General features: G+C 35.2%; 22 protein-coding genes and 1 pseudogene. 13 read left to right on the forward strand and 10 right to left on the reverse strand.

Going from position 1 to position 24030, the window contains the following annotated elements; all coding sequences use genetic code 11:
- The first annotated feature begins 14 nt into the window (after positions 1–14).
- The 4 genes from ACTSKG_RS12695 to ACTSKG_RS12710 all read left to right on the forward strand — a co-directional run bounded on the left by ACTSKG_RS12695 (position 15) and on the right by ACTSKG_RS12710 (position 3615).
- Positions 15–773, forward strand: coding sequence for an amino acid ABC transporter permease (locus tag ACTSKG_RS12695; RefSeq protein ID WP_464754959.1), 759 nt, complete (start codon positions 15–17; stop codon positions 771–773).
- A gap of 17 nt (positions 774–790) precedes the next feature.
- Positions 791–1525 (forward strand): amino acid ABC transporter ATP-binding protein, encoded by a 735-nt coding sequence (locus tag ACTSKG_RS12700; RefSeq protein WP_464754960.1) that lies wholly within the window; start codon positions 791–793, stop codon positions 1523–1525.
- A 455-nt stretch (positions 1526–1980) separates the two neighbouring features.
- Positions 1981–2523, forward strand: a complete 543-nt coding sequence (locus ACTSKG_RS12705) for a copper resistance CopC family protein (RefSeq protein ID WP_464754961.1) — start codon at positions 1981–1983, stop codon at positions 2521–2523.
- A gap of 9 nt (positions 2524–2532) precedes the next feature.
- Positions 2533–3615, forward strand: a complete 1083-nt coding sequence (locus ACTSKG_RS12710; protein WP_464754962.1) for a copper resistance D family protein — start codon at positions 2533–2535, stop codon at positions 3613–3615.
- Positions 3616–4047: 432 nt separating this feature from the next.
- Here the strand turns inward: ACTSKG_RS12710 and ACTSKG_RS12715 are convergent, their stop codons facing one another.
- The 3 genes from ACTSKG_RS12715 to ACTSKG_RS12725 all read right to left on the reverse strand — a co-directional run bounded on the left by ACTSKG_RS12715 (position 4048) and on the right by ACTSKG_RS12725 (position 6178).
- Positions 4048–5235: an MFS transporter gene (locus ACTSKG_RS12715; RefSeq protein WP_464754963.1), complete on the reverse strand. Its 1188-nt coding sequence runs from the start codon at positions 5233–5235 to the stop codon at positions 4048–4050.
- Position 5236: 1 nt separating this feature from the next.
- Entirely contained in the window at positions 5237–5668 is a 432-nt protein-coding gene (locus ACTSKG_RS12720; protein ID WP_464758028.1) for a MarR family winged helix-turn-helix transcriptional regulator, read from the reverse strand.
- Positions 5669–5839: 171 nt separating this feature from the next.
- Positions 5840–6178 (reverse strand): heme oxygenase, encoded by a 339-nt coding sequence (locus ACTSKG_RS12725; protein ID WP_464754964.1) that lies wholly within the window; start codon positions 6176–6178, stop codon positions 5840–5842.
- A 507-nt stretch (positions 6179–6685) separates the two neighbouring features.
- On the opposite strand from ACTSKG_RS12725, the gene ACTSKG_RS12730 reads away from it, so the two are divergent.
- The 3 genes and pseudogenes from ACTSKG_RS12730 to ACTSKG_RS12740 all read left to right on the forward strand — a co-directional run bounded on the left by ACTSKG_RS12730 (position 6686) and on the right by ACTSKG_RS12740 (position 9433).
- On the forward strand, positions 6686–7852 hold the full coding sequence (locus ACTSKG_RS12730) for a TraB/GumN family protein (RefSeq protein ID WP_464754965.1): 1167 nt from the start codon (positions 6686–6688) through the stop codon (positions 7850–7852).
- A 153-nt stretch (positions 7853–8005) separates the two neighbouring features.
- Positions 8006–8143, forward strand: a pseudogene (locus ACTSKG_RS12735) (ABC transporter permease); the annotation flags it as partial.
- Positions 8144–8233: 90 nt separating this feature from the next.
- On the forward strand, positions 8234–9433 hold the full coding sequence (locus ACTSKG_RS12740; protein WP_464754966.1) for an MFS transporter: 1200 nt from the start codon (positions 8234–8236) through the stop codon (positions 9431–9433).
- Between the two features lie 40 nt (positions 9434–9473).
- Here the strand turns inward: ACTSKG_RS12740 and ACTSKG_RS12745 are convergent, their stop codons facing one another.
- The 3 genes from ACTSKG_RS12745 to ACTSKG_RS12755 are packed head-to-tail and all read right to left on the reverse strand — an operon-like array spanning position 9474 to position 11952.
- Positions 9474–10115: a TetR/AcrR family transcriptional regulator gene (locus ACTSKG_RS12745; RefSeq protein ID WP_464754967.1), complete on the reverse strand. Its 642-nt coding sequence runs from the start codon at positions 10113–10115 to the stop codon at positions 9474–9476.
- A gap of 12 nt (positions 10116–10127) precedes the next feature.
- Positions 10128–11234, reverse strand: coding sequence for an ABC transporter permease (locus ACTSKG_RS12750; RefSeq protein ID WP_464754968.1), 1107 nt, complete (start codon positions 11232–11234; stop codon positions 10128–10130).
- Positions 11212–11952 (reverse strand): ABC transporter ATP-binding protein, encoded by a 741-nt coding sequence (locus ACTSKG_RS12755; RefSeq protein ID WP_464754969.1) that lies wholly within the window; start codon positions 11950–11952, stop codon positions 11212–11214. Before ACTSKG_RS12755 ends, ACTSKG_RS12750 begins: the two co-directional genes overlap by 23 nt.
- 182 nt (positions 11953–12134) lie before the next feature.
- On the opposite strand from ACTSKG_RS12755, the gene ACTSKG_RS12760 reads away from it, so the two are divergent.
- Entirely contained in the window at positions 12135–13217 is a 1083-nt protein-coding gene (locus ACTSKG_RS12760) for a CapA family protein (RefSeq protein ID WP_464754970.1), read from the forward strand.
- Positions 13218–13280: 63 nt separating this feature from the next.
- On the opposite strand, the gene ACTSKG_RS12765 is transcribed toward ACTSKG_RS12760, so the two are convergent.
- Positions 13281–13718, reverse strand: a complete 438-nt coding sequence (locus ACTSKG_RS12765; RefSeq protein ID WP_464754971.1) for an IS110 family transposase — start codon at positions 13716–13718, stop codon at positions 13281–13283.
- A gap of 775 nt (positions 13719–14493) precedes the next feature.
- Positions 14494–15396 carry a LysR family transcriptional regulator gene (locus ACTSKG_RS12770; protein WP_464754972.1) on the reverse strand — a complete coding sequence of 301 codons (903 nt, stop codon included), beginning with the start codon at positions 15394–15396 and terminating at the stop codon, positions 14494–14496.
- Positions 15397–15487: 91 nt separating this feature from the next.
- On the opposite strand from ACTSKG_RS12770, the gene ACTSKG_RS12775 reads away from it, so the two are divergent.
- Positions 15488–16510 (forward strand): YeiH family protein, encoded by a 1023-nt coding sequence (locus tag ACTSKG_RS12775; protein ID WP_464754973.1) that lies wholly within the window; start codon positions 15488–15490, stop codon positions 16508–16510.
- A gap of 18 nt (positions 16511–16528) precedes the next feature.
- On the forward strand, positions 16529–17134 hold the full coding sequence (locus tag ACTSKG_RS12780; protein WP_464754974.1) for a class I SAM-dependent methyltransferase: 606 nt from the start codon (positions 16529–16531) through the stop codon (positions 17132–17134).
- Between the two features lie 558 nt (positions 17135–17692).
- Here ACTSKG_RS12780 and ACTSKG_RS12785 read toward each other — a convergent pair.
- On the reverse strand, positions 17693–18169 hold the full coding sequence (locus tag ACTSKG_RS12785) for an SRPBCC family protein (RefSeq protein ID WP_464754975.1): 477 nt from the start codon (positions 18167–18169) through the stop codon (positions 17693–17695).
- A 62-nt stretch (positions 18170–18231) separates the two neighbouring features.
- Entirely contained in the window at positions 18232–20157 is a 1926-nt protein-coding gene (locus tag ACTSKG_RS12790) for a GTP-binding protein (RefSeq protein ID WP_464754976.1), read from the reverse strand.
- A 291-nt stretch (positions 20158–20448) separates the two neighbouring features.
- On the opposite strand from ACTSKG_RS12790, the gene ACTSKG_RS12795 reads away from it, so the two are divergent.
- The 3 genes from ACTSKG_RS12795 (at position 20449) to ACTSKG_RS12805 (ending at position 24012) form a co-directional block, all read left to right on the forward strand.
- A complete protein-coding gene (locus ACTSKG_RS12795) occupies positions 20449–20625 on the forward strand; it encodes a hypothetical protein (RefSeq protein WP_090567581.1) in 177 nt (58 codons plus the stop codon).
- Positions 20626–21362: 737 nt separating this feature from the next.
- Positions 21363–23141 carry a stalk domain-containing protein gene (locus ACTSKG_RS12800; RefSeq protein WP_464754977.1) on the forward strand — a complete coding sequence of 593 codons (1779 nt, stop codon included), beginning with the start codon at positions 21363–21365 and terminating at the stop codon, positions 23139–23141.
- Positions 23142–23160: 19 nt separating this feature from the next.
- A complete protein-coding gene (locus tag ACTSKG_RS12805) occupies positions 23161–24012 on the forward strand; it encodes a phosphate ABC transporter substrate-binding protein (protein WP_464754978.1) in 852 nt (283 codons plus the stop codon).
- Positions 24013–24030 lie beyond the last annotated feature (18 nt).

Consider the following 24030-nt stretch of genomic DNA (forward strand, 5'->3'; position numbering starts at 1 on the left):
AAAGGAGGAATATGATGAGTTTCGAGTGGGTAGTTTCAATTGTTACCAATAACTGGCCGATGTTCCTTCGAGGAGCAGGATATACTCTATTAATATCTATCATTGGTACTATAATAGGAGCAGTTATCGGTTTATTGGCTGGTGTAATACGTACAATTCCTATGCCTGAAAGAACAGCCAAAAAAATTATATTAAAAATAGTGAATATTATTCTTTCTATATATATAGAGTTTTTCCGTGGAACACCAATGATTGTGCAAGCGATGGTTATTTACTATGGATCTATGCTAGCATTTAATATTGATATGAACCCTATTATGGCAGCAGTTTTTATTGTTTCTATTAATACAGGGGCTTATATGGCAGAAATCGTTCGTGGCGGTGTTATATCTATTGAAAAGGGGCAATTTGAAGCAGCGCAAGCGATTGGTATGAATCATATACAAACGATGCTTCACGTTGTATTACCACAAGTGATTCGCAATATTTTACCAGCGACTGGAAATCAATTTATTATTAATATTAAAGATACGTCCGTCCTAAATGTAATTAGTGTATCGGAATTATTCTTCCAAACGAAATCAATTGCGGGAAATAACTTCCGTTACTTTGAATCCTTTTTTGTAGCTTGTATTTTGTATTTCGTCATGACGTATACAGTTACACTAATCCTACGTTATTTTGAAAGAAGGCTAGATGGTCCTGCGAATTACAGCATGATTGGACAGCCAGCACAAGTCACACAACCAATAAATAATACAGGAAATCAGTAATCAAAGGAGTTGATGATATGGAAAAGGTAATTGCAATTGAGCATCTAAGTAAATCCTTTGGTTCCCATGAAGTATTAAAAGACATTGATTTTTCGGTTAGTAAAGGTGAAGTTGTATGTATTATTGGTTCTTCGGGTTCTGGTAAATCTACTCTCCTTCGTTGCGTTAATCTACTGGAAAAACCAAGTGGTGGTCAAATTATTTATAATGGAGAAAATATATTAGATAACAAGCATGATATTCACGCTTATCGTACTAAGCTTGGAATGGTTTTTCAATCGTTTAACCTATTTAATAATCATAATGTCTTAAACAATTGTGTTGTTGGACAAGTGAAAGTGCTGAAACGTTCTAAAGAAGATGCTGAAAAAACAGCGATGAAATATTTGGAAGTCGTTGGTATGTCTCAATATGTGAATGCTAAACCAAGCCAGTTATCAGGAGGTCAAAAGCAACGTGTTGCGATTGCTAGAGCGTTATCGATGGAGCCAGATGTAATGTTGTTTGATGAACCTACTTCCGCGCTTGATCCTGAAATGGTTGGAGAAGTTCTAAAAGTCATGAAAGAACTAGCTGGAACAGGGCTTACCATGTTAATCGTAACGCATGAAATGGAATTCGCAAAGGAAGTATCAGATCGTGTCGTTTTTATGGATAAAGGGGTTATTGCGGAAGAAGGCACTCCGGAACAAATATTTAATAATCCTAACCAAGAACGAACAAGAGAATTTTTAAAACGAACACTAAAATAGTTGTGTAAATAATTCAATATTATAGGATAATTTTAGTAATAATACTTGATATTTATAGAGCTTCCCTTCAACATGAAGAGGAAGCTTTATTTATTTACTTATTGTACTAATCGGCACATGTTTAATAATTATTACTTCAGGAGTTTTAAAAATGACCAACGTTTTAGAAGGAAATAATGTAAAGGTTATAGGTGAGGGAATAAAACGATTATATATGGAGAAATTATGGAATCCATTGTTAAAGTTGAAAAAGCCGAGAACCTAAACTGGAAATTAGCAAAAAGGTAGAAATCGGATGATTTATTTAGTAGAGATGTCACAAGAGAAATAGATTAATGGAAAAATGAGGAGACTTAACAGAGTCTCTTCATTTTTTAGTATATAGAGGTACTTCATACTTTTATCACAAAGAGTAGTTATAATAAGATAGAGAATTTAATTTAGGAGGATTTTTTATGAAAAAGATAATTATTATTGCATTTGTTTTTATGTTTACATTTGCGAATAGTGCCTTTGCACATACAGGGTTAGAGAATTCCAGTCCTGCAAATGGAGAAGTAGTGACGAATGAACTGAGTGAAATTACGTTAACTTTTGAAGGTAAATTAGAAAAAAGTAGCACATTTTACTTGAAAAATTCAACTGGAGAAAAAATTCCTGTAGACAATATTACAATAAATGAAGAAAAACTGACCGGTACTATATCTACTACTTTGCCTAATGGAAGTTATGAAATAGACTGGAACATTGTTGGAGCAGACGGACATCAGATCGAAGGTAATGTACCTTTTACCTTAGAGGTTCCCACGGCTTCTGAAACACCAGTGGAAGATGAAAAAGTAGAAGAAGCAAATATAACTTCAGCACCAGCTGCTAATCCAACAACAGTAGAACAAAAAGAAGAAGTTAAATCATCTTCCAATGTTATTCCTGTCGTTGTAATTGGATTAATTATAATTATTGGCGGAGCTTTCTTTTTGTTACGTAGAAAGAAATAATATAGATTCATGATTACGATTAGTGAAATTTTAGTATATCTTTGTTTTTCTATATTAATTGGTAGTTTTCTAATTGCACTTCTGCCAAGCTCTTTGAAGCCAGAAGTAGAAGTGCGAAGGTGGATACAAATTGTCGCTACAATTGGAATTGCGTTCTTTTCTTTTATTCCTATGTTTCTACTAGTGCTGAATTTAGATAAAAGAAATGATTTTAGTGAGACACTTCAAATGGTTCTTTATACTTTTGAAGTTGGGAAAGCGTGGATTTTTACTTTTTTAGTTGCTAGCATATTATTCATCTTTCTTCTATCGTTTAAAAATCAAAAAAACCGCATTTATTCAATTGGAGGGCTAATCCTTACATTTCTTTTAATTTTAGGATTAGGTTGGGCAAGTCATGCTACTTCTATTGAGCATATAAAAGGGTTAATTACACATACAACTCATTTTACAGCGGTTACGGTGTGGATTGGTATTTTACTAATGGTAGGTTGGTTTTCAAAAGGTACTTCCAATTGGTTGAACTTTTTAAAATGGTTTACACCAGTTGCGGCTATATGCTTCGGCATAACGATAATTTCCGGCTTGGTGCTCATGACGTTTGTAGTCGATTTTGCTACATATACAGATGCTTGGATGCTTCCATATGGACAACTTTTGCTAATCAAACACCTATTAATTATTCCGTTACTTTTGTACGCTACTATAAATAGTATATTCATTAAAAAGAAACTACAAACAGATCCAAGCTTTAATCCTAAACCTTGGGCGAGAGTGGAGAGTTTAGTAGTGTTACTCATTTTTTCGGTCACTGCTGCACTAGGTCACCAATCACCACCAAGTGAAAGTACGTTTAAAAATGAAGGTCCTTCAAAACTATTTAGCTATTTTTATCAAGGGCAGAATCTTCAAGCATTTCGTGTAGAACTCACATTAAATGCTACGGGATTATCCTTATTGATATTATCGATACTTTTCATATGGTTGACTATATATGCATTTCTTAAGAAAGCACCAGCTTTGACAACTTTTTTACTAAGTATTCTATTTGTATTTTCTAGCTATTTAGCGTTAATATGGAGCATTAAATAAGAAGAGGCTATCCTATTTTGGATAGCCTCTTCTTGCAGAATAAAAAAGTATATGAATTTTTTGTCCATGAACAGGGTGATCTCCGCTACAGCTGTACGCTTGCAAGTTGGGCAAGCATCAAACCGCTTTCCTTGCTCCTGCGCAAGCTCGTCGCAAACTTTTATGTATGGATGTGCCGGTGAAAATAGGAGGCTTACATCAAATAAAGAATTGAAATAACTCCCGAAATTGCATTTTTGGGAGTTTCCTGAATGTGTAAGAAAGCATCTTTTCTTTCATTATCCAAACAGGTTTTAAACCTATTCCTAAAGTTGAAGGAGAGCGACGACCTGCCTCTTTCATAACTTTCGGTAATGATATAGCCCAAGTCTGTCCAAAGCCCTCTAGAAACGTTTGAAAATAGGTTTAAAGGATGTTTGCGTTTTTCTTATATCATTTTGCAAAGCTTGCTTTTTCTTTCCGCCCATGCAAAAAGAAATATGGAATGAATGTAATAATAGCTAGTATACCTAAAATTATATACAGAGTACTGTAGCCTGTTAAGGGAATGATAAATCCAAGGATATAAGGTCCGAAACCAAGTCCCGCATCCAAGAAGATAAAGAAAGTGGATGTCGCGAGCCCCATTCGATGAGGCGGTGTTAGTTTAACGGCTACCGCTTGAGTAGTGGACTGCATATTACCGAATCCAAGTCCAATTAAAGCACCCGCTAATAATAATGTGAAGCTAGTACCTGCTGTGCTAAGGAGTAACATACCTGCACCGAGAACAAAAAAAGCTGGATACATAATATAATTTGCACCTTTGGTATCCATGAGACGACCCGTAAATGGGCGTGATAATAAAATTACTATAGCGTATACGATAAAGAAGAAGCTTGCTGTATTTACTAGATCTATTTCAATTGCATAAAAGTTGATAAAGGAAAGAACACTAGAATAACAAAAAGCAACCGCTAATGTAATAAATGCAATAGGTAGTGCCTTTGGTTCAACAAAGTTAGAAAGTTTAAACCCTGTCGTTTCAGCTGTTTTCATTGGCTTTTCAGTTGCGGGAACATACAGGAAGAACATAGTGAAGAGACTAAATATTCCTAATGCAAGACAAAATCCGAAGATCACGTGGAAGCTTGTATGTTGACTCATATACAAACCAATGAAAGGTCCAATTGCAGTAGCAAGTGTTGCACTCATGCTAAAGTAACCTATTCCTTCTCCTTTTCTTGTCATCGGAATAATTTGTGCAACAATCGTTCCTGCTGCAGTACTTGCTATCCCTAAGGTTAAACCATGAAGCAATCGATTTATAAGTAAAAATGTTAAACCGAGGTTTACAAAGTATAGAGAGGTTGTAAGCGTAAATAAAGTTAAACCGATAAGCAATGTTTTTTTGCGACCAATTAGATCAATTACTCGTCCTATGAAAAGACGTCCAATTAAAGTTCCAATAATAAAAATTCCTGTTACTAAACCTGCTTGACTTGTAGAGGCATCAAATTCGTTAACAGCATAAACGGCGATTGTCACCATTAATAAATAAAAAATTAGCGTTAATAAAAAGTTGATAGAAGATACAACGATAAAATCCTTCGTCCATAGTTTTGGTCTAGATTTATCCATGTTATTTAGCTCCTTGTACTAAAATATTCTTGCGTATTTCATCCATAATCTGAATTACTTTTAGTTGATTCTCATTAGATATCCCTTTTAGAATATTTTGCTCGTATTCATCAATTGTTACTCGAACATCTTCATAAACATTTTTTCCAAGTAACGTTAGCTGCATTCTTTTTTCTCGCTTATCTTGGCTAACTAGCTGCTCAACATATCCTAACTCTTCTAAACGATTAATCGTTCTTGTAATAGTGGGCTTTTCTACACCTTGATAATTAGAAAGCTCGACAAGTGTCGCAGAACCATTGGCAGATAAGTAGAACATAATAGTCCACTGTGCTCGGTATAAATCATGCTTCGCCAGTTGAAGGTTTAAATGATTTTCAAATGGACGATATAGCTGTAAAAAATGTTGAAAAAATTCTCTATATATTTTGATAATAAACACTCCTCATAAAAAAAGTAGTTACCAACGATAATAGTTATCCCGGGTAACTATTTTAGTATAACAAATATTTAAGTGGATGAAAAGTTGTAAGAATTTTCATGAAAAAACTCCTACTTAAGCGTTGTATAACCGCATAAGTAGGAGTTTTAAAATAAATCAGTATTATTTAGAAGAACTGGCTTCAATCGTTGATGCAACTTTTGAAATAACTAATTCACTTCCAAGGAGGGGTGATTCTTGAGAAGCTGCTTTTGAACCTGGCTCTGGTCGTTTATGAGATTCTTTAAATGCATCACTGTTTTTCCAAGCTTCAAAGTTCTCAAGGTTTTCCCAGTACATATTAACATTTAACTCATCGTAGTCTGTTAGGTTTTGTGTAAGAGTTACTTCTACTTTTACAAAACCCTCCATTTCTTGTAATGCACCTGGCTTAGTGAAATTAGGAGCCATTTTTTCTGCAAAGCCTAGTTTTGTTTTAATTCTATTTGTCACAATAAACATTTCGCATTACTCCTTCTTAATTAAATTATTTAATTAGTGTATCACTTTTCCATCGAAAAACCTTTTCTCAAGATTTTTTTGGAAATGTCTCACCTTTTCTTTGTTAATTTGAGCTAATTTCATAAATAGCATTTAATTATTAAAACACGAGCAATACTTAATTTATTGATTGGAGCGACAGGCGGCGACTCCAGCGGGATGAGTGAGACAGATGAGCCATTACAACGACGCGAATGCGGCGGTGATGGCTCATCGCTCACCCCGCGGAAAGCGTCCGCCTATAGCGGAAATCATGCTGATTTATGAAGAGTAAATTATATATATTCATACAATTCACTTTAATAATGTTCGTGTTTTTGCTCTAAATTGGAATTACGAAATTGATTTAATTAGTAAAACTATTTGAAATTTATCCTAATCTAATTCATTATTAATAATAGACAGTCTTTTCGTAGTTAAAAGTAGAAAATTGCGCAAAAGAAATATGTTCTATAAAGGAAGAAGCTTGTGAAAGAGGATAATATTACTCGTATAAACCTAGATGGTAGAGAACTCATACTTATCGGTACTGCGCATGTATCTAGACAAAGTGCAGAACAAGTAAAAGAAGTGATTGAAGCAGAAAGACCAGATGCAGTTTGTATTGAATTAGATGAACAAAGATACCAGTCTGTTATGGACAGCAATAAGTGGAAAGAAACAGATATTTTTAAAGTAATTAAAGAAAAAAAAGCTACACTCCTATTAATGAATCTAGCTATATCTTCGTTTCAAAATCGTTTAGCAAAACAATTTGACATAAAGCCGGGGCAGGAAATGATTCAAGGGATTGAATCTGCAAAAGAAACAGGTGCAAATCTCGTGCTAGCTGATCGAAATATACAAATTACCTTTTCTCGTATTTGGCATAATCTTGGGTGGGTAGGAAAGAGCCAACTTCTTACTTCCGTGTTTTTTAGTATTTTCAGCAGAGAAAGTATATCAGAAGAAGAACTCGAAAAAATGAAATCACAGGATACGCTTAACGCTGTTCTTGCTGAGTTCACCGAATCTTTTCCAAAGTTAAAGACTCCTTTAATCGATGAACGAGATCAATATTTAGCGCAAAAAATCAAAGATGCACCGGGTAAAAAAATAGTTGCTGTGTTAGGTGCTGCGCATGTGCCTGGTATTACTAAAGAGATTCATAAAGAACATGATTTAGAAGCGTTAGCTCAAACCCCTCCAAAATCTGTTGTTCCAAAAATTCTTGGGTGGGTAATACCGGTGCTACTTATTGCAATTGTAGCTTACACCTTTGTAGCAAATCCCACAGCAGGGTTTGACCAAGCATTTAGTTGGATATTATGGACAGGGACTACTGCGGCTATTGGTGCGGCTATTGCTCTTGGTCATCCACTTGCAATACTATCGGCATTTATAGCGGCTCCCATCACTACTTTACATCCTTTAATAGCATCAGGATGGGTATCGGGAATTGTACAGGCATATTACCGTCGACCAAATATCGGGGATTTCGAAACTCTTTCCGAAGATGTATTTACTGTAAAAGGATTCTGGCACAATAAGGTTACACGTATCTTACTGGTAGTTGTCCTTACTAACTTAGTGGGTTCTTTGGGGGCTTTTATTGGTGGGGCAGATGTTATTAGGTTATTTTTTAAAAACTTTTAATAAGGCTTATTCGGGCTAAAATCAATAATATAAAATCTCCCTTGTTGCAGTTTGAAAGTTTGCAACAAGGGAGATCTTTTTATTTTGTAGCTGAATTTGATTCATCTTTTTTTTCAGCCAATGTTTTATAAGCAGCGTCGTCATGGTCATCGCCTTGGAGTTGGAAAACCAAACGCAATTGGTACATTTTTTGGAGCACCCGTAATTGGCATTTTGCTTAACGGTTTAACCATTCTTTCAGCACTTGCTGTTACGTATGTATACGCAAAAAAGCGATTTATCCAAATTTAATAAACTTTGTGTCTCGAAGTACTTGTTTTCTGTGCATGCAAGTATATAATTCTAGCATATCCTATATTTTTTATTGAATGGGCTGATAGAATGAGACCGTATAATGAAAAGATTAGTATTTACCACGGAATGGCATCTACTATAGCACTTAATTTTTCTAATAACTTTTTTCCCATATTCGCAATTACGATATTGGGAGCAACTAATTATCAAGTTGGATTAATTAGTTCGTTGCCTCCGTTAATTGCTCTAATAATGACAATTCCAGCAGCTATATTATTAAATCGGGCGCGTGCTCAGAAGAAATTGGTTGCAATGTCTGTTTTACTCGCTCGACTAATGTTCTTGTTGATTGTACTAGTTGTTTTTTTGCCTTCTACCTCTCTCCAAAGATGGGCATTTTTAGGAATTATTGCTTTCATTAGCGTCCCGAATACAGTAGCCAATATTGGTTGGCAAACATTCATTAGTGGAATGATCGAAGAATCTAGAAGAGGGCAATTTTTTAGTGATCGAAACCGACTGTTAACGATGGTCGGACTTGTGTCGACGTTACTTATCGGTATTTTAATGAAAGATTCCTCGGAAAGTGTTGTAGCGTATCAAATACTTTTCACAATTGCTTTAGGATTTGGCTTATTAGAAGTTTTTTTCCTATTAAAACATAAAGAAGAAGTTGTGCAAGTAGGGAATGAACAAGTAAAAAAGAAGTCTATGGACTGGAGCATTTTTAAACATAGCAACTTTGTTTGGTTTTTAGCTGCAGCACTATTTTTTAATTTTGCTTGGCAAATGGCTTGGGGATTATTTAATATTTATAATGTAAGAGTAGCGGGTGCAACAATATTTTGGATTAGTATGTTTTCAGTTGGTAATATGCTCATACAGTTTTTAACGTTTCCTTTGTGGAAAAAATGGGCAGATAAAAAGTCCAATATGCATGTTTTTATATGGGCTGCAGTAGGTATGGCGACTACTCCTTTTCTAACTGTGTTATCTACTAACTTATACTATTTAACATTTGTCCAAACTATTTCAGGCTTTTTCTTGTCTGGTACTGTATTGATACTTTTTAATTTATTATTGGAGCAATCGCCCGAGGAATCTCGTACGTATTGTATAACAACGTACAATGTGTTGCTTGCTTTCATTGCTTTCGTTGCTCCTCAAGTCGGCATTTGGTTATTGGATCAACTAGGAATGGAAATAGCGATGTATATTAGCTCTGGATTACGTTTCTTAAGTGCTTTTGGCTTTTTATACGTATCTATTCGACATAGAAAAGGTTAAGCACTTAATAGAGAAAGCGCCCGTAGATTGGGCGCTTTTTCTATTTCCCTATTCCATGCAAGATGAATTGGACGGTACGCTCTGTTTCTAGTTCATCATCCCATTCACTGTCAGGGAAGAAGATGTAACGAGAAAACAAGTAGCCAAAAATACTTGTGACTGTTAATCTCGCTATACTAGCTGGGGGCATTTCAATTAGTTGTCCTTTATCTTGATATCCTTTAATGACAATTAGTATCCGATCAAAAACTTTCTTCGCAATCTGGTCCAGAAACTGTTCTTTCAATTCTGGCTGGAAAGGGATCTCTTGAATCATTATTTTTATGACTGGAAGGAGTTTTTTTATAACTTCTCTTCTGTTTTCAATCGTTGCTCTCAAAAAATCCTCGGCCTTTTCATAGGGCTGATCTAATACCTTGTGAAAATCATTTACAATGATTGGTCCTATTAGTTTTGTCATGAGTGGAGCAACAATGGAAATGAGCAACTCTTTTTTTGTTTTATAATGACGGAAAATAGTTCCCTCAGCTACGCCTGCTTTTTTAGCGATCTCACTTGTAGAAGTGGCAGCATAGCCCTTTTCCGAAAATGATTCAATGGCAGCAACGATAATTTTTTTCTGTTTATCAGTGAATTTTTCTTCGTCAAATAATTGTTCTAATAATAGTTCGTCTTCGGACATAGTCTACTCCTTTCAGATTTTTCGATATTTCTTTAAAGCCAATATATTTAACACAATAAAAATAAAGGCGAAACCTAATAATACAAAGATGTCGTTTTTAATACTTTCTAGTCCCAATCCTTTATACATAACGTCCACTAATGCATTTCCACCATAGTACATTGGCATGCACTTAGCAATAATTTGCATCCAGGCTGGCAACCCTTCTATTGGAAGAATACCTGCGAAAAAGACTTGTGGAATAATCGCAATCGGAATAAACTGCATCATTTGAAACTCTGAGTTCGCAAAAGCAGATAATAAAATACCAAGCAACAATGCAACAAGTGCTAAAGACAAATTAATTAATACGACATTCCAAAGAGAACCAACGAGCATAATATTTAAAACCTTAACTGAATATAATACAACGATTAATGTTTGGATAATAGCGAATAATCCATATCCAATTAAATAGCCAAATACAATATCCCGTCGTTGAATAGGTGTTGCCATTAAACGATCTAATGTACCGGTAGTTCTTTCTCGTAATAATCCAATACCGGAAATGAGAAAGACAAAGAAGAATACAAAGAAACCAACTAAAATAGGGCTTAATTGATCAAAAAAAGTAGTATCGCCGCTTCCATAAATATAAGTAGTAGCTATTTCGGGAGTGTTTAATCGATCTATTCCTGCTGGAACATTTGAAAGTTTACCCTGAATATCTTGAATGAATTTGTTCAAGTTATTAGACTTTGTCTTTGCGTTTTCAATCGAAATAGCCTGAGTTATTTTTGTTTGTAATAACCTTGAAGTAGAGGGGTGATCATTGGTAAGGGTTAAATGAATCGAATCTCCTTCAATTTCAAGCAGTCCATCTAAGTTATCGTTCAATATTACTTGTTTTGTGTTTAACAGTTCATCATATAAGACAACTTCAATATCTTTCTCTTTTATTTGTTCTATTAAAGATTCTTCCACACCATGAATACCTAAAATAGGAGAGGTTGAGTCTGATGAGAGTAAATAATGCAAAAGAGTTAGAATGACTAATGGAGCAACCATCATTAATGCAAGTGTTCGTTTATCCCGAATCATTTGGATACAAATTCGTTTAACTAATGCGATTGTTCTCATCTTTTACACCTCCAGCTCTCAAAAATACCTCCTCTAGACTATCAATTTCGTAATTGTTTTTTAGTTCTAACGGTGAACCACTCGATATTATTTCTCCATCTCGAACCATAGCGAGTTGATCGCATTTTTCTGCCTCGTCCATCACATGAGTCGTTATTAATATTGTTTTTCCTTCAGTTTTAAGTCGTTTTATTTCTGCCCAAATAGACTTTCGAAGTTCCGGATCAATTCCAACAGTTGGCTCATCTAAAATTAATATTTGCGGGTCATGTAATAGTGCAATTGCAAGGGATAGTCTTCTTTTCATTCCTCCTGAATAGTTTTGCACTTTGCTGGTTAAATGGGGAGTTAGGCTAACTAAATTGGCAGCGTAAGCAATCCGCTTTTTTTGCACATCCTTATTCAATTTGTAAAGCGAAGCAAAAAATGCAAGATTTTCTTGACCAGTTAAATCATTGTATAAAGCATCTGCCTGGGCCATATAACCGATATTTTTTAGAAGATTCAAATTAGGAACTTTTATGTTTAGTACGTGTACTTGGCCAATGGATGGTTGGTCCATACCTACAATAATTTTTACCAACGTAGTCTTTCCGGAACCTGACGGACCTATTAATCCGAATATTTGTCCAGAGTTAACTGAAATACTGATGTTATTTAAGACAGCTTTTTTTCCGAAACTTTTACTAACTTGATCTAATACAATGGTTGAAGTCATTTGCATTCCTCCTTTAATTATAAAAGTGAGTAATCACTCATTATAATCATTATATGCTTATTAATACCGAGGTCAATACAATCTAGAAAAATATAATGAATGTCGAATGAAGGGAGAATGGATAGTAATATGCACTTTAATTTGTATAAATAAGCTAATTAATGTAAATGAATGCAAGGGAGGTGTTTCTTATAAAAAACTTATTTTCTGTACTGGTATCAGTTGTTTCGCTCTTATTTTTTTCAAATATTCAAGTGAACGAACCTTTTAATGAAAAGTTTCACGGGAAACAATTTTCGACATTTCATATGGATTATAAAGAGGAGATTATAGAGATTGGTATGATTGGAGATATTTTATTACATCATCCATTGTACAATTACGAAAGCTTTCTACCATCTTTTGAACCAATAAGAGGGGAGTTAGAATCATTAGATATTTTATTGGCTAATCAAGAATCTATACCTGCAGGAACCGAGTTTGGATTCTCAGGATATCCTAATTTCTCAAGTCCTGCACATATTATTGGAGATTTGAAAACGGTCGGAGTCGATATAATTTCAATGGCGAATAACCATACACTTGACCAAAAGGAAGCAGGTGTTTTATCGGCTATTAATCATATGAAAAAGTACGATATTCCTTATATTGGGGCATATGAATCATGGGAAGATCAAAAAACTGATCGTATATTACAAGTAAAAGATATTAGTTTTGGATTTCTTGGTTATACATATGGAATGAATGGCTATTCTACTCCAAATGGAAAAGAGTACTTAGTAAACAAAATAGACACTAAAAGCATATCCCAGGATATTCAAGCATTAAAACAAAAAGTGGATATTGTTATAGTGAGTATTCATTGGGGTAGTGAATATGAACTTGAACCGAATGAAGAACAAAAACAACTAGCGATAAAGATGGCGGATGCAGGGGCTGACATTATTTTTGGACATCATCCACACGTTATACAAAAGTATGAAATGCTTACTACAAGCAGTGGACACGAAACACATGTGTTTTATTCATTAGGAAACTTTTTTTCGGGGCAGAGTTTTAGTTATACGAATGTTGGAGGTATAGCGAAAGTAACGATTTTGAAAAAGAGGGTAAATGATAAACAAGTAATCTTGCATGTGCAGCCTTCTTTTTTTGCGACTGCTGTTGTACAAGGTAATCCTTACAGTGTATATCCACTAAAGAATGTTGAAACTCAAATTGGTCTAAGTGATCAGTGGGTACTATCGCATGTATTTGGTGAATAATATAAACCTATTTACTTTAACGTTATATATTTTAATGTTAAAGTATATATGTAATTGGAGATTTTAAGTTACAAGGAAAATAGCTAATATAACTAGTGGTAAAGCACGCATCTGTTCAAAATACTCATCTTGTACGTAGGTCTCAAAGCGATCCGATTTAAAGTGAGACTTGGCAAGTTCATGGGCATCACTGATATCTGTCTTATTTCTACGCATGGAAGCCATTTCAATTTTAGCCTGCAAAGGATTAATTCGGCTATAAGGATATTTTTGCGTCTGCAGAAAGCTCTCCAGACCTTGCGAATAGACGCCTGTAGCTTCAAACACGATTTCAGGTGCTTGACCGTCCTGTGCTCTTAATAAATCGATACTCTCTATTAAGGATTGGAAACCGGATACTGTGTGTTCCAATTCACCTTCATATTCACAATGTTGATTGCGATCATACACAACCATTGTGCATTTCACCATACTTACATCAAAAGCAATTACATGTTTCATCGTTCATCCACCTTCTTAGGTTGTTTCATAGAAGCCTTCACAGTGCCTTATCGATTCCACTTTCTTATACACGATCTCGAGGATCCAACATACTAAACTGATTCAAATAAGGGTGTGAAGTGAATCGGTTTCCTTCTACGGATTCTAAGATCCCCGCGTCCGCTCGACTTTACTTCACTTCTACTATAAAAAAATAGTAGCACAGACCATGGCCGTGGTCTGTACTACTAATGTTAGTATGTTTCCGGGGGCACGCATCAAGCCGCTTCGGGCCAACACGACGTTGGTCACAAAGGAGTTGCCACACGATGTGGCGCTCTTAGCCTTTGATCAATTGACCGCTCAGACCAGGGTCTTGATATACTTGCTAATCCCCTAGGAGTCGCTGCCTTCCGCTCCAATCAACAGTGCAGCTAAGAAAGGCAACATGATTCGTAGAAATAATTAACTAGTACTTTCCATTGTTTATCTATAGAGCTAGTGGAACCTGAAAAAATAGGTAGCATTCATTGATAAAGAAGTGTTGAGCGTACGAAATTGTATCTTCGTCCGCCTTTGAAAGAGTAGGAAAGCATCTTATCTCTCATTATCCAAAACAAATGTATCAAGTCTTCACATATTCCAAGAGGGCGACGGACAAATACCCGCCATAAGATTAGCGAAAAGGCTCGTGAAGTGAAGTGACGCAGTCACTTCACGAGCCATACTCCTCCGGTAATAGTATAGCTGAGGTTTAGTCCCAAAGCACTCTAGAAATAGAGAAGACAAGATGCACCTAAACTGAACTTCCACTTTTATCTTTATCCATTAAAACATCTTTAAATGCTAAAACATGTCTTTTCGTTTCCATAATTGGGGCACAAACATATGAAAACATACGTTTAAAAGGCATTTGGTTAAGAGGAAGGATAGCTAAGTCATGATTTTTAATTTCTTTATAAATTGTATGAACTGATAATAGGGATAGGCCTTCCTCACTAAGGGTAACCATTTCTTTAATTCCTTGATTGCTATTAATAGTGACTATGGATTCCGCTTTTAATCCATTTGAACGTATGACATGTTTTAAGTATTCCCGTGTTCCTGAGCCTTCCTCTCTCATAAACCACGTTTGATTTTGAAGGTCATCGATAGTAAGCGACTTTCTTGAAGCTAGCGTATGATTGGGAGAACTAATAATAACTAATTCATCTTCCATAAACGATTCTACTTGTAGTTCCTTATCATTTGTTTGGCCTTCTATTAACCCAATATCAACTTTAAATAATCGAACAGATTGTACAACCTCATCCGTATTTCCGATGAATATCTCAAGTTCAAGATTTGGATGTTTTTCATGCAGCTCGATGATTAAAGAGGGAAGAATGTATTCTCCTATTGTAAAACTAGCACCAATGATTAACTTTCCTCTTATTTCATGTTGATGCTCTAATATATCCTTTTGTGTTTGCTCATACATAGAAAGTATTTGTTTAGCACGTTCATACAAGATTTCTCCTGATGGAGTAATCTTTAATAACTTGGGGGACCGTATGAATAATTCTGTTTGAAATTCTGTTTCTAGATTTTTGACATGAACACTAACGCTAGGTTGAGAAATATGAAGGATTGTTGCAGCCTTTGTAAAGTTTTTTACTTCCACAAGTGTCACAAAAGTTTTTAGTGCATCATAGTACATCTCTTCCCATCCTTTATTAATAATATTAATAATGACCATTATATATATGTATTTTACTAATAATTAAACAAGTCGTATAGTGAACTTACAAATGGAGGAGGTGGGTTTTAAGATGAAAAAAGATATACATTTCTTTTACGGAATTGGGATTACTTTAATCATCGCTTTGTTAGCAAAAGTATTAGCTGGAGTTCCATTTCTAGCAATAATGGGGCAATTAGTAATTGCTATTATTTTGGGTATGATTTGGAGTGCGACAATCGGTGTGCCAGCACAACTTCAACAAGGGGTAACATTTTCAAGTAAGAAATTATTACGCATAGGTATTATATTATTAGGTATGCGATTGAATTTGTCAGATATTTATGATGCTGGGTTAAGCGTTTTTTTTATTTCACTTATTAATATCCTTTTTGCCATTTTCACTGTGTATGGCTTGACCCGTTTGTTTGGTGTAGAAAAGAAACTAGGTATTTTAACAGCTTGCGGTACAGCTATTTGTGGAGCGGCAGCAGTCGTAGCTATTGCACCACAAATTAAAGCAAACGACGATGAAACGGCTATCGGAGTTGCTACAATTGCTATACTTGGTACGTTGTTTACGTTAGTATATACTTTTATTTATCCAATACTAAATTTAACTGTAAAAGGATACGGTGTTTTTGCCGGAGGAACTCTTCACGAAATTGCCCATGTTATTGCAGCGGCAGCTCCTGGCGGAAGTGACGCAGTAGATTTGGCTGTTATTGTAAAGCTTACACGTGTTGCATTGTTAGTGCCAGTTGCTTTAGTAATAGGTTTTATTACGCAAAGAGGGGAAAATAACGGAGAGAAAAGTAAATTTTCGATGTCTAGTATTCCTTGGTTCATTATTGGATTTCTAGTGATGAGTGGTATTCATACACTTGAAATTTTCCCAGAATCAATTGCAAGTTTTCTAGTCTTAATAGCTTATCTGCTTATTGCTATGGCAATGGCGGGATTAGGATTAAATATAGACATCAAAACATTTAGAAGGTTAGGCGTGAAGCCTTTTGTAGCTGGTCTCATTGGTTCTGTATTTTTATCCATTCTTGGTTATGTTCTTGTTTTTGTTTTTCATTTGAATGTTTAATGAATAGAAGGAGGCGCTATGAAAGAACAAGATCAAGATCGTTTGCTTCGTGTTAAGACAGAGGGAATTAGAGAATGGCAACATCAGTCTACTCATTATAATCGTTACGAAGCAACCCCTTATATAGCTTTAAAAGCTCTTTTTGATGAGTATGCATGTGATTCGAATGATAAATTTGTAGATTTTGGTTGCGGCAAAGGACGGTTTCCATTTTATATTCATCATCATTTTCATGTATCCGTAACAGGGGTTGAAATGAGTGGTCAACTATATCAAGAGGCGATGGAGAACTTAATAAAATATTTGGAGCGAGCAAAGCATTCAAGAGCTTCCATTCAATTTGAACGAATCCTTGCACAGGAGTATGAAGTGGAATATGGAGAAAACCGTTTTTATTTTTTCAATCCATTTTCCGTTCAAATCTTCCAAAAGGTTATAAGTAATATTATTCAATCAGTTGAAAGTCATCCGCGTTCTGTTGAGATCATCCTGTATTATCCTACTTCGGATTATATTCAGTTTCTTGAGTTAAATACTGCTTTTGAGTTAATAAAAGAAGTGAAAGTACCAGAATTATATGACCAAAATAGCAATGAACGATTTTTGATATTTCGGTATGATTAAATTAAGACACCCTACAGTAAATGTTCACTGTAGGGTGTCTATTATTTAAAAAGTACGTCTGAAACTAGTGTTCATAGTACTTTAAAGAATTAATTTCTGTTTTAGGTGGACGTGTTCCGCGGGGTGAGCGATGAGCCATAAACACCGTATTCACGTTTGTGACGGCTCATCAGATTGTATAACACTGATTTATGCCATCTCACATAAAGTTAACTCACTACATTGAGAAATGGTTGCTTTCACGATAAAATTGGTTGCTGTCACTGTGAAATCTGTAGCTTTCTCCTTACAATTAGTTGCTCTATGACAGTTTTTAACTTTTGCTTCTCATAAAAATATTTATTCTCTCATTAACCAAAATAAATGCATTATGTCTTTGCATATTTCAAGAAGGCGACGGACAAACATCCACCACAAGATTACCGAAAAAAATGGCTCGTGAAGTGATGCGGGCACTTCACGAGCTAAATAACTACGGTAATAGTGTAGTCGGATATTCGTCCCAAGCACCCTGGAAATAGTAAAGACAAGATGCACTAAAAGACGCTTGCGTTTTTCTTATAGGAATGTTTTGAGAAGCTCCTTATATTTCACATACCAAACTTTCCATTTATCTTCTCTAGAGGTCACTGTTTGTCCATCTAATAATATTTCAATCACATCAAGGCATACATGCCACCCTGCAAGATCTTTTATTGTTTGTTCTGTAAAGGATGAGAGAGTTTCAATAAAAACTAGACGACATCCATCAGAATCAGGAGATAATTCAAATCTTGCAGTATCCTTACCCCATTCAAAAGCTAATACTTGAAGAGGTTCAAAATCTAGAACCTTCATGTCAATGAAAGTTCCATCTTGCATATCAAACTTGATCAAGCCATCTTTTCGTAAATCAACAACTTTTAGTTCCGTGAACCATTGTTGTAGCTGCTCGTTATCAGTCAGCATCGACCAAACCTTCTCTACCGAATGGTGAAAATGTCGTTCGTAATGTGCAGTGTAGACTTCATCCTCTTTTTGAATCGTTGCAATCATTAGCAATTCCTCCTTAGATATGAAATATATTTTTAGACTGAATGAAAGTGTTTTCCATCAGTCTAAAGACAATGCATTGCTTCCTCCGCTTCATCCCATGGAACTTTATAACCTTTCCCTTTTGCACAAAAAATTGAAGTGGATGTATATTCAGGGTCTGCTTCTTTATTATAGCCAATTTTTTCAATGACCTCTTCTATGTTATGACATCGGTCATATCCCCCAAATAGTAAACTTAGAGTTCCTTTACCATGTGTGAAAGAAGCAAAAGCTGTACTATAATTCATAAATGTTGCGACAGGTACTCGTCCTTTGACGATTACTTTGTCTCCCATATTTTCTGGTGATTCAAAGGTTCCGTGAGCTTGTTGAATGTCAGATAAGACTCGTCCAATTAGATCCATATTTACTTTAATTTTGTAGTCGTAAAATGGTTCTAGTAAGACATTTTGAGCTTTTTCTAAGCCTTGTCTTAGAGCTCGGTAAGTCGCTTCTCTAAAATCTCCACCGGATGTATGTTCATTATGCCCACGACCGGTAAGTAGCGTAATTTTTACATCGGTTAGCGCAGAACCTGTTAGTAACCCATGATGGTCTCGTTCTAACAAGTGATGTCGGACTAAGTTTTGATTGCCAATTGATAAATCATTCGCATGGCATATATTTTCAAATGAAATCCCGCTACCACGTTTCGCTGGTTCGATTAAAAGATGTACTTCTGCATAATGTTTTAACGGCTCAAAATGTCCATAACCTTTCACAGAGGTATCAATTGTTTCCTTATAAAGAATTTTAGGTTCGCCAAAGGATACGTGAAAATGAAACCGCTCTAGAACAATTTGTTCAAGTACCTCAAGTTGAATCACACCCATCACATGTACATGGATTTCTTGAAAATGCTCATCCCAATAAACACGTAAAGAAGGATCCTCTGAGTCCAAAAGTTTAAAACAATTCAGTACCTCTTTGATGTGAATGGAATCCTTGAAGATGACTTTTGATTTTAAGGTTGGAATCATATCGTATACTACCTTGTTATTGTTAGCTCCAATTCCATCACCAATTGAGGCTGCAGTTAGCCCACTTACAGCAACTAGTTCACCTGCAATGGCCTGATCGACGGGTTTATACTTATTTCCGTTATATAGTCGAATCTGTGTAATTTTCTCTGTTTGCTCATCATATCTCACTTCGTCGCGAACTTTTAGCTTCCCGCTTAATAATTTTAGAAAAGTGACTCGATTTCCACTTTCATCATGGCGAATTTTATACACCTGTGCGGCAAAATCATTATCTGGATTATATACAGTCTTTGTTAACATATCGAGTGTATCTAAAAATTCAAGGATACCGACATCCTTTAATGCAGATCCCTTTGCACATGCAAAAATTTTACTTTCTTGAATCATTCGTTTTAATGTCTGTATCCACAAGTCTTGATCATAACCAGTGTCCATATATTTTTCTAAAAGTTCTTCATCACGTTCGGCAATAAACTCAATGAACTCATCATTAAAAGAATTAGTTAAATCACATACATCTTTTGATAAATTAGCACGCATTTCAGCTAGAATGCTCTCAGTATCTGTTTCCTCATAATCGGTTTTATTGATAAAGAAAAAAGTTGGTACTTGGTGTTTCCGTAGTAGCTGCCAAACGGTTTCTGTGTGACCTTCTACGCCATCTACTGCACTAATAATGATAATGGCGTAGTCCATCACTTGAATTGCTCGCTCCATCTCTGGAGAGAAATCAACGTGACCAGGAGTATCGATAATATAATAAGTAGAATCGTTATAAGTAAATATTCCTTGATCAGCAAATATGGTAATGCTTCTATTTTTTTCAATCGAATGACTATCGAGGAAGGAGTCTTGATGATCGACACGACCTCTTTGCCTAATCGTCTTTGTATGATAAAGAAGTTGCTCGGAAAAGGTAGTTTTTCCGGCATCTACATGTGCAAGAATTCCAATTGTTTTATACACAACGTCACCTCAGTTCGCTCTATCTATTGTTTCTATTATAGCAAACGATTTAGTTGTGGATAGAAGTACTACATGTTTTATCCTGCACTTTTAGCTATTCTAAGTTTCAACCGTTTAAACGTTTTTGGCAACCAACCGTCATGAGGATGAAGCAAGAATACCAGCCTAAATAATATGCCTACCATTGCGGCCATCATTCCTGCTACGCCGTAATATCAGAAGAACTGTACTGGTATTTTCCTATAGTGTTATACTATAAAGACAAATTTAGTTTAGCGGAGGTAACCAATTATGCAATATTCAAAATCTAAAATGGAAGAATTAGTGAAGTACAGTCCCGAACTTTCCAAGAGATTAAAAGAAGTTATGAAAGAGCATGACTTAGAAAAAAGTTTTGCATTAAAAGCTTTATATCACTCGGAAGTAAAAGATGGCGGCAAATATCAGAGAGATTATCAGGATCTCTAATTAAAAATAAACGCGTGGTGAGTTCAATTGAACTCGCCACGTTTTTTTTGAAAGAAAGTATAAAAAAATTTATGTTATGAACAGGCGGAAGCACTTTCCAGGGAACAAGCATTAAACCGCTACCCAGTTGCGCGGGAGGGAACGGCTATCTCCTAGGAGTCGCCGCTTCCCCCTACAAGGAAAGAATATGCTTCGTCCATTAAATTAATAAATTGGTACCTTCCTTTGTTTATCTATAGGACAAGTGGAAGTAGAGAAAAAATAGGCAGTATCGATTTATAAAGAAGTGAAGCCGCGTCCGAAATTGTATCTTCGGACGCCTTTAAAAGAGTAGGAAAGAGTTTTATCTCTCATTATCCAAACCCAATGCACCATGTCGATTCACATTCCAAGAGAGCGACGGACAAACATCCGCTACAAGATAACCGAAAATAGAGGAGTTGGAAGTGATGCAATCACTTCCAACTCCTCTAAATCTAACGGTAATAGTGTAGTGAATGTTTAGTCCAAAGCACTGGAGAAATGGAAAGGATTAAACCGCACTTGCGTTTTTCTTAGATGAACAAACCAAGCAGTTTTTTACAAAAAGCACACAATTAATTTACAAAAGCATCAAACTATTTTAATAATTCAGGAATAAAATTCTAATTAGAAACTTAATAGGAAACAGAGAGGGGAGTTTCTTGAAAAGGTAAGTTTTTCCAATAAAAGAGTGCAACTAAATGGGGGAAGAGAAAATGAAGCGTAAAATTTCAAGTTTAGTTATGGCTACTGCTGTATTATCGGGAAGTGTATTAACTCCTGTAGCAGTAAATCACGTAAGTGCAGCATCTATACAACAACAGCAAAATGCTCAAAAAGAAACAATTGTTGTAAATGGACAAGAAAAAGTAATTTCTGTTACACAATTAAACAAGAAAAAGCTATATTCACTTGATCAATTATCTCAAATAATGGTTGCTACAGTGAAATACAATAGCAAAACAAAAACTTATGAAGTATCAAAGGGTACCGGTAAACAAGTCAAAAAAATGGACTACAAAGTAAATTCTGCAAATGTAGTAGTGAATGGTAAAAACATAAAATTAAGCACCCCAACTAAATTAGTAGGTAAAACGTTATTTGTGGAAGCAGATTCTTTCATAAAAACGCTTGGCGGTGATGTATTAATTGATAAAAACCTTTTAGTGTCTGTTTCAGGGGCTTTTAATATGACGGAAAAATCATTAAAAGTGGATGGAAATGATAAAAAGGTAAAAGCGCTAAATGTTAATGGAAAACAATTATATTCGGTACAAGATATTGCGAAATTATTCTCTGCTTCTACAACGGTAAATAATAACGAAGTAATAGTAACGAAAAAAGGTAAAACGATCAAATTGAAATTATCAAACAAAGCGATGGTAGTAAATAATAAATCCGTAAATTTAAAAGAAAATCCTATATTAGTAAAAAATGTTGTGTATGCAGAACTTTCCGATTTAATTAAAGCGTTGGATGGAGAAATTCTTACCCTTCCAAACGGGTTCTTTGTTTCAACTGCAGGACTAGTAAGTGGTGATACATTCAATCCACAATGGATCGACAATGATATTGTTCTTGTAACAAATGAAACAGATACAGAAAGTCGCTCATTACTTGTGAGTACTTCTGCTAAAAAAGGATTATTCACAGTAAATGCAACGGAACTAGTAGTTTCTCCTAATGGAAAACAAGCTATCTATTCTGACGAAAGTGGATATGTTTATTTAGTAGATTTAGTAACTAAAAAAATTAATGGAATAAATCTAAAAGATGACTCTGTAAAGTTAGAATTTGTTTGGTCAAAAGATAGCCAAAAAGTTTACTTCTTACAAGGTGATAAAAGTGAAGTAATCTCCTCTATAAATGTGACAGATGGTTCTATTACAAAAATCTTTGAAGATAAATTAATTTACAAAACGGATCTTCGTTTGTCAATGGATGGTAAAAAGCTTCTCTATGTAGTAGGTAAAGAAGGAAGCACATCACTTACTGAAGGTGAAAACCCAGAGGTAGACAAAATAGACTTAACAGGAACTGAGCAGCAAATTTATGTTATTAACTTAGATGATGTGGAACCAAAAGCAGTTCCTGTAACTACTTCACTAGATAATAAAGTTTTCCCGGGCTTTTTAGCAAATGGAAATATTGTGTATGTAAGTGCAGATGCAGAGAGTGATAAACTTCCTGATGTAAAAGTCATTAACTCAGAAAATGCTGGTTCAACCCTTATTTCAAACAAAGACATTAAAGATCTTTTTGTCACTACAAAAGGGGAAGTAATGATCTTGGTAAAAGAAAGTAACGGATACTCGGTTATTTATGAATGGAACTCTGTTACCAAAAAGTTAAAAAACATTGCACAAACAAAATTAGAATTAACATCTTTCTCCGTTTCAAATGATGGAAAATCCATCGTTGCAACGACACCAGGAACAATAGGTGAAAAATTAGTTTTATTTAAAAACGGATTAATGGAAACATTAACGAAATAAGAAAAGGGGTAGATGATCAGTGAATATTATTAAACGTATAGTAATTTTAACTCTAACATTAGTTGTATCTGTAGGATTTGCATTCAGTGGTATTGCTTCAGCAGCAACATCGGGGAAGATTGTTGTAGCTGGTTCTACAGCATTACTTCCATTAACACAACAAGCAGCGAAAGAATTTAAAAAAATTAACCCTAAAGTTTCTGTATCTGTGTCCGGCTCTTCTTCTATTGCAGGTCCACAATCTGTATCAAAAGGTGCTGCAACAATAGGCGCTGTCGATTGGGATGCGACGAAAGAAGTACCTGGATTTAAAGCTTTTACAGATTTGAAAGCGCACAAAGTAGCTGCGATTCCATTCGCTACTATCGTTAATAAAGCGAATCCTGTGAAAAATTTAACAACAAAGCAATTGCAAGATATTTATGCTGGAAAAATTACAAACTGGAAAGAAGTTGGCGGAAATGATGCAGAAATAGTTGTTGTAAACCGCAAACATGGTTCTGGTACACGCGTAAACTATCAAATGAAAGCTTTAGACGGGGCAGCCTTTATGACAAAAGGTGAGAACTATAAAGAAGTTGGAAAAAGTGGAGAAATGGTTACTGCTGTTGACACCAATCCAAATGCTCTTGGTTACGTAGACTTTGCTTACGTAAAAGGAAATATTAAAGCAGTTGATTTCAACGGTGTAGCAGCTACGACTGAAAACGTTATTAAAGGAACGTATAAAGTTTGGAGTTATGGTTACCTAGTAACAAAAGGGGATCCAAAAGGCGCTGATGCTGAGTTTATAAAGTATATTCAAAGCGCTAAATTTCAAAATGGTTCTTTAACAAAACTAAAGTTTATCCCAATTGATAAAATGAAGTAAGTTCTTCAGTAAATTAAA

This window comes from Psychrobacillus syltrankelensis, from assembly GCF_055454035.1.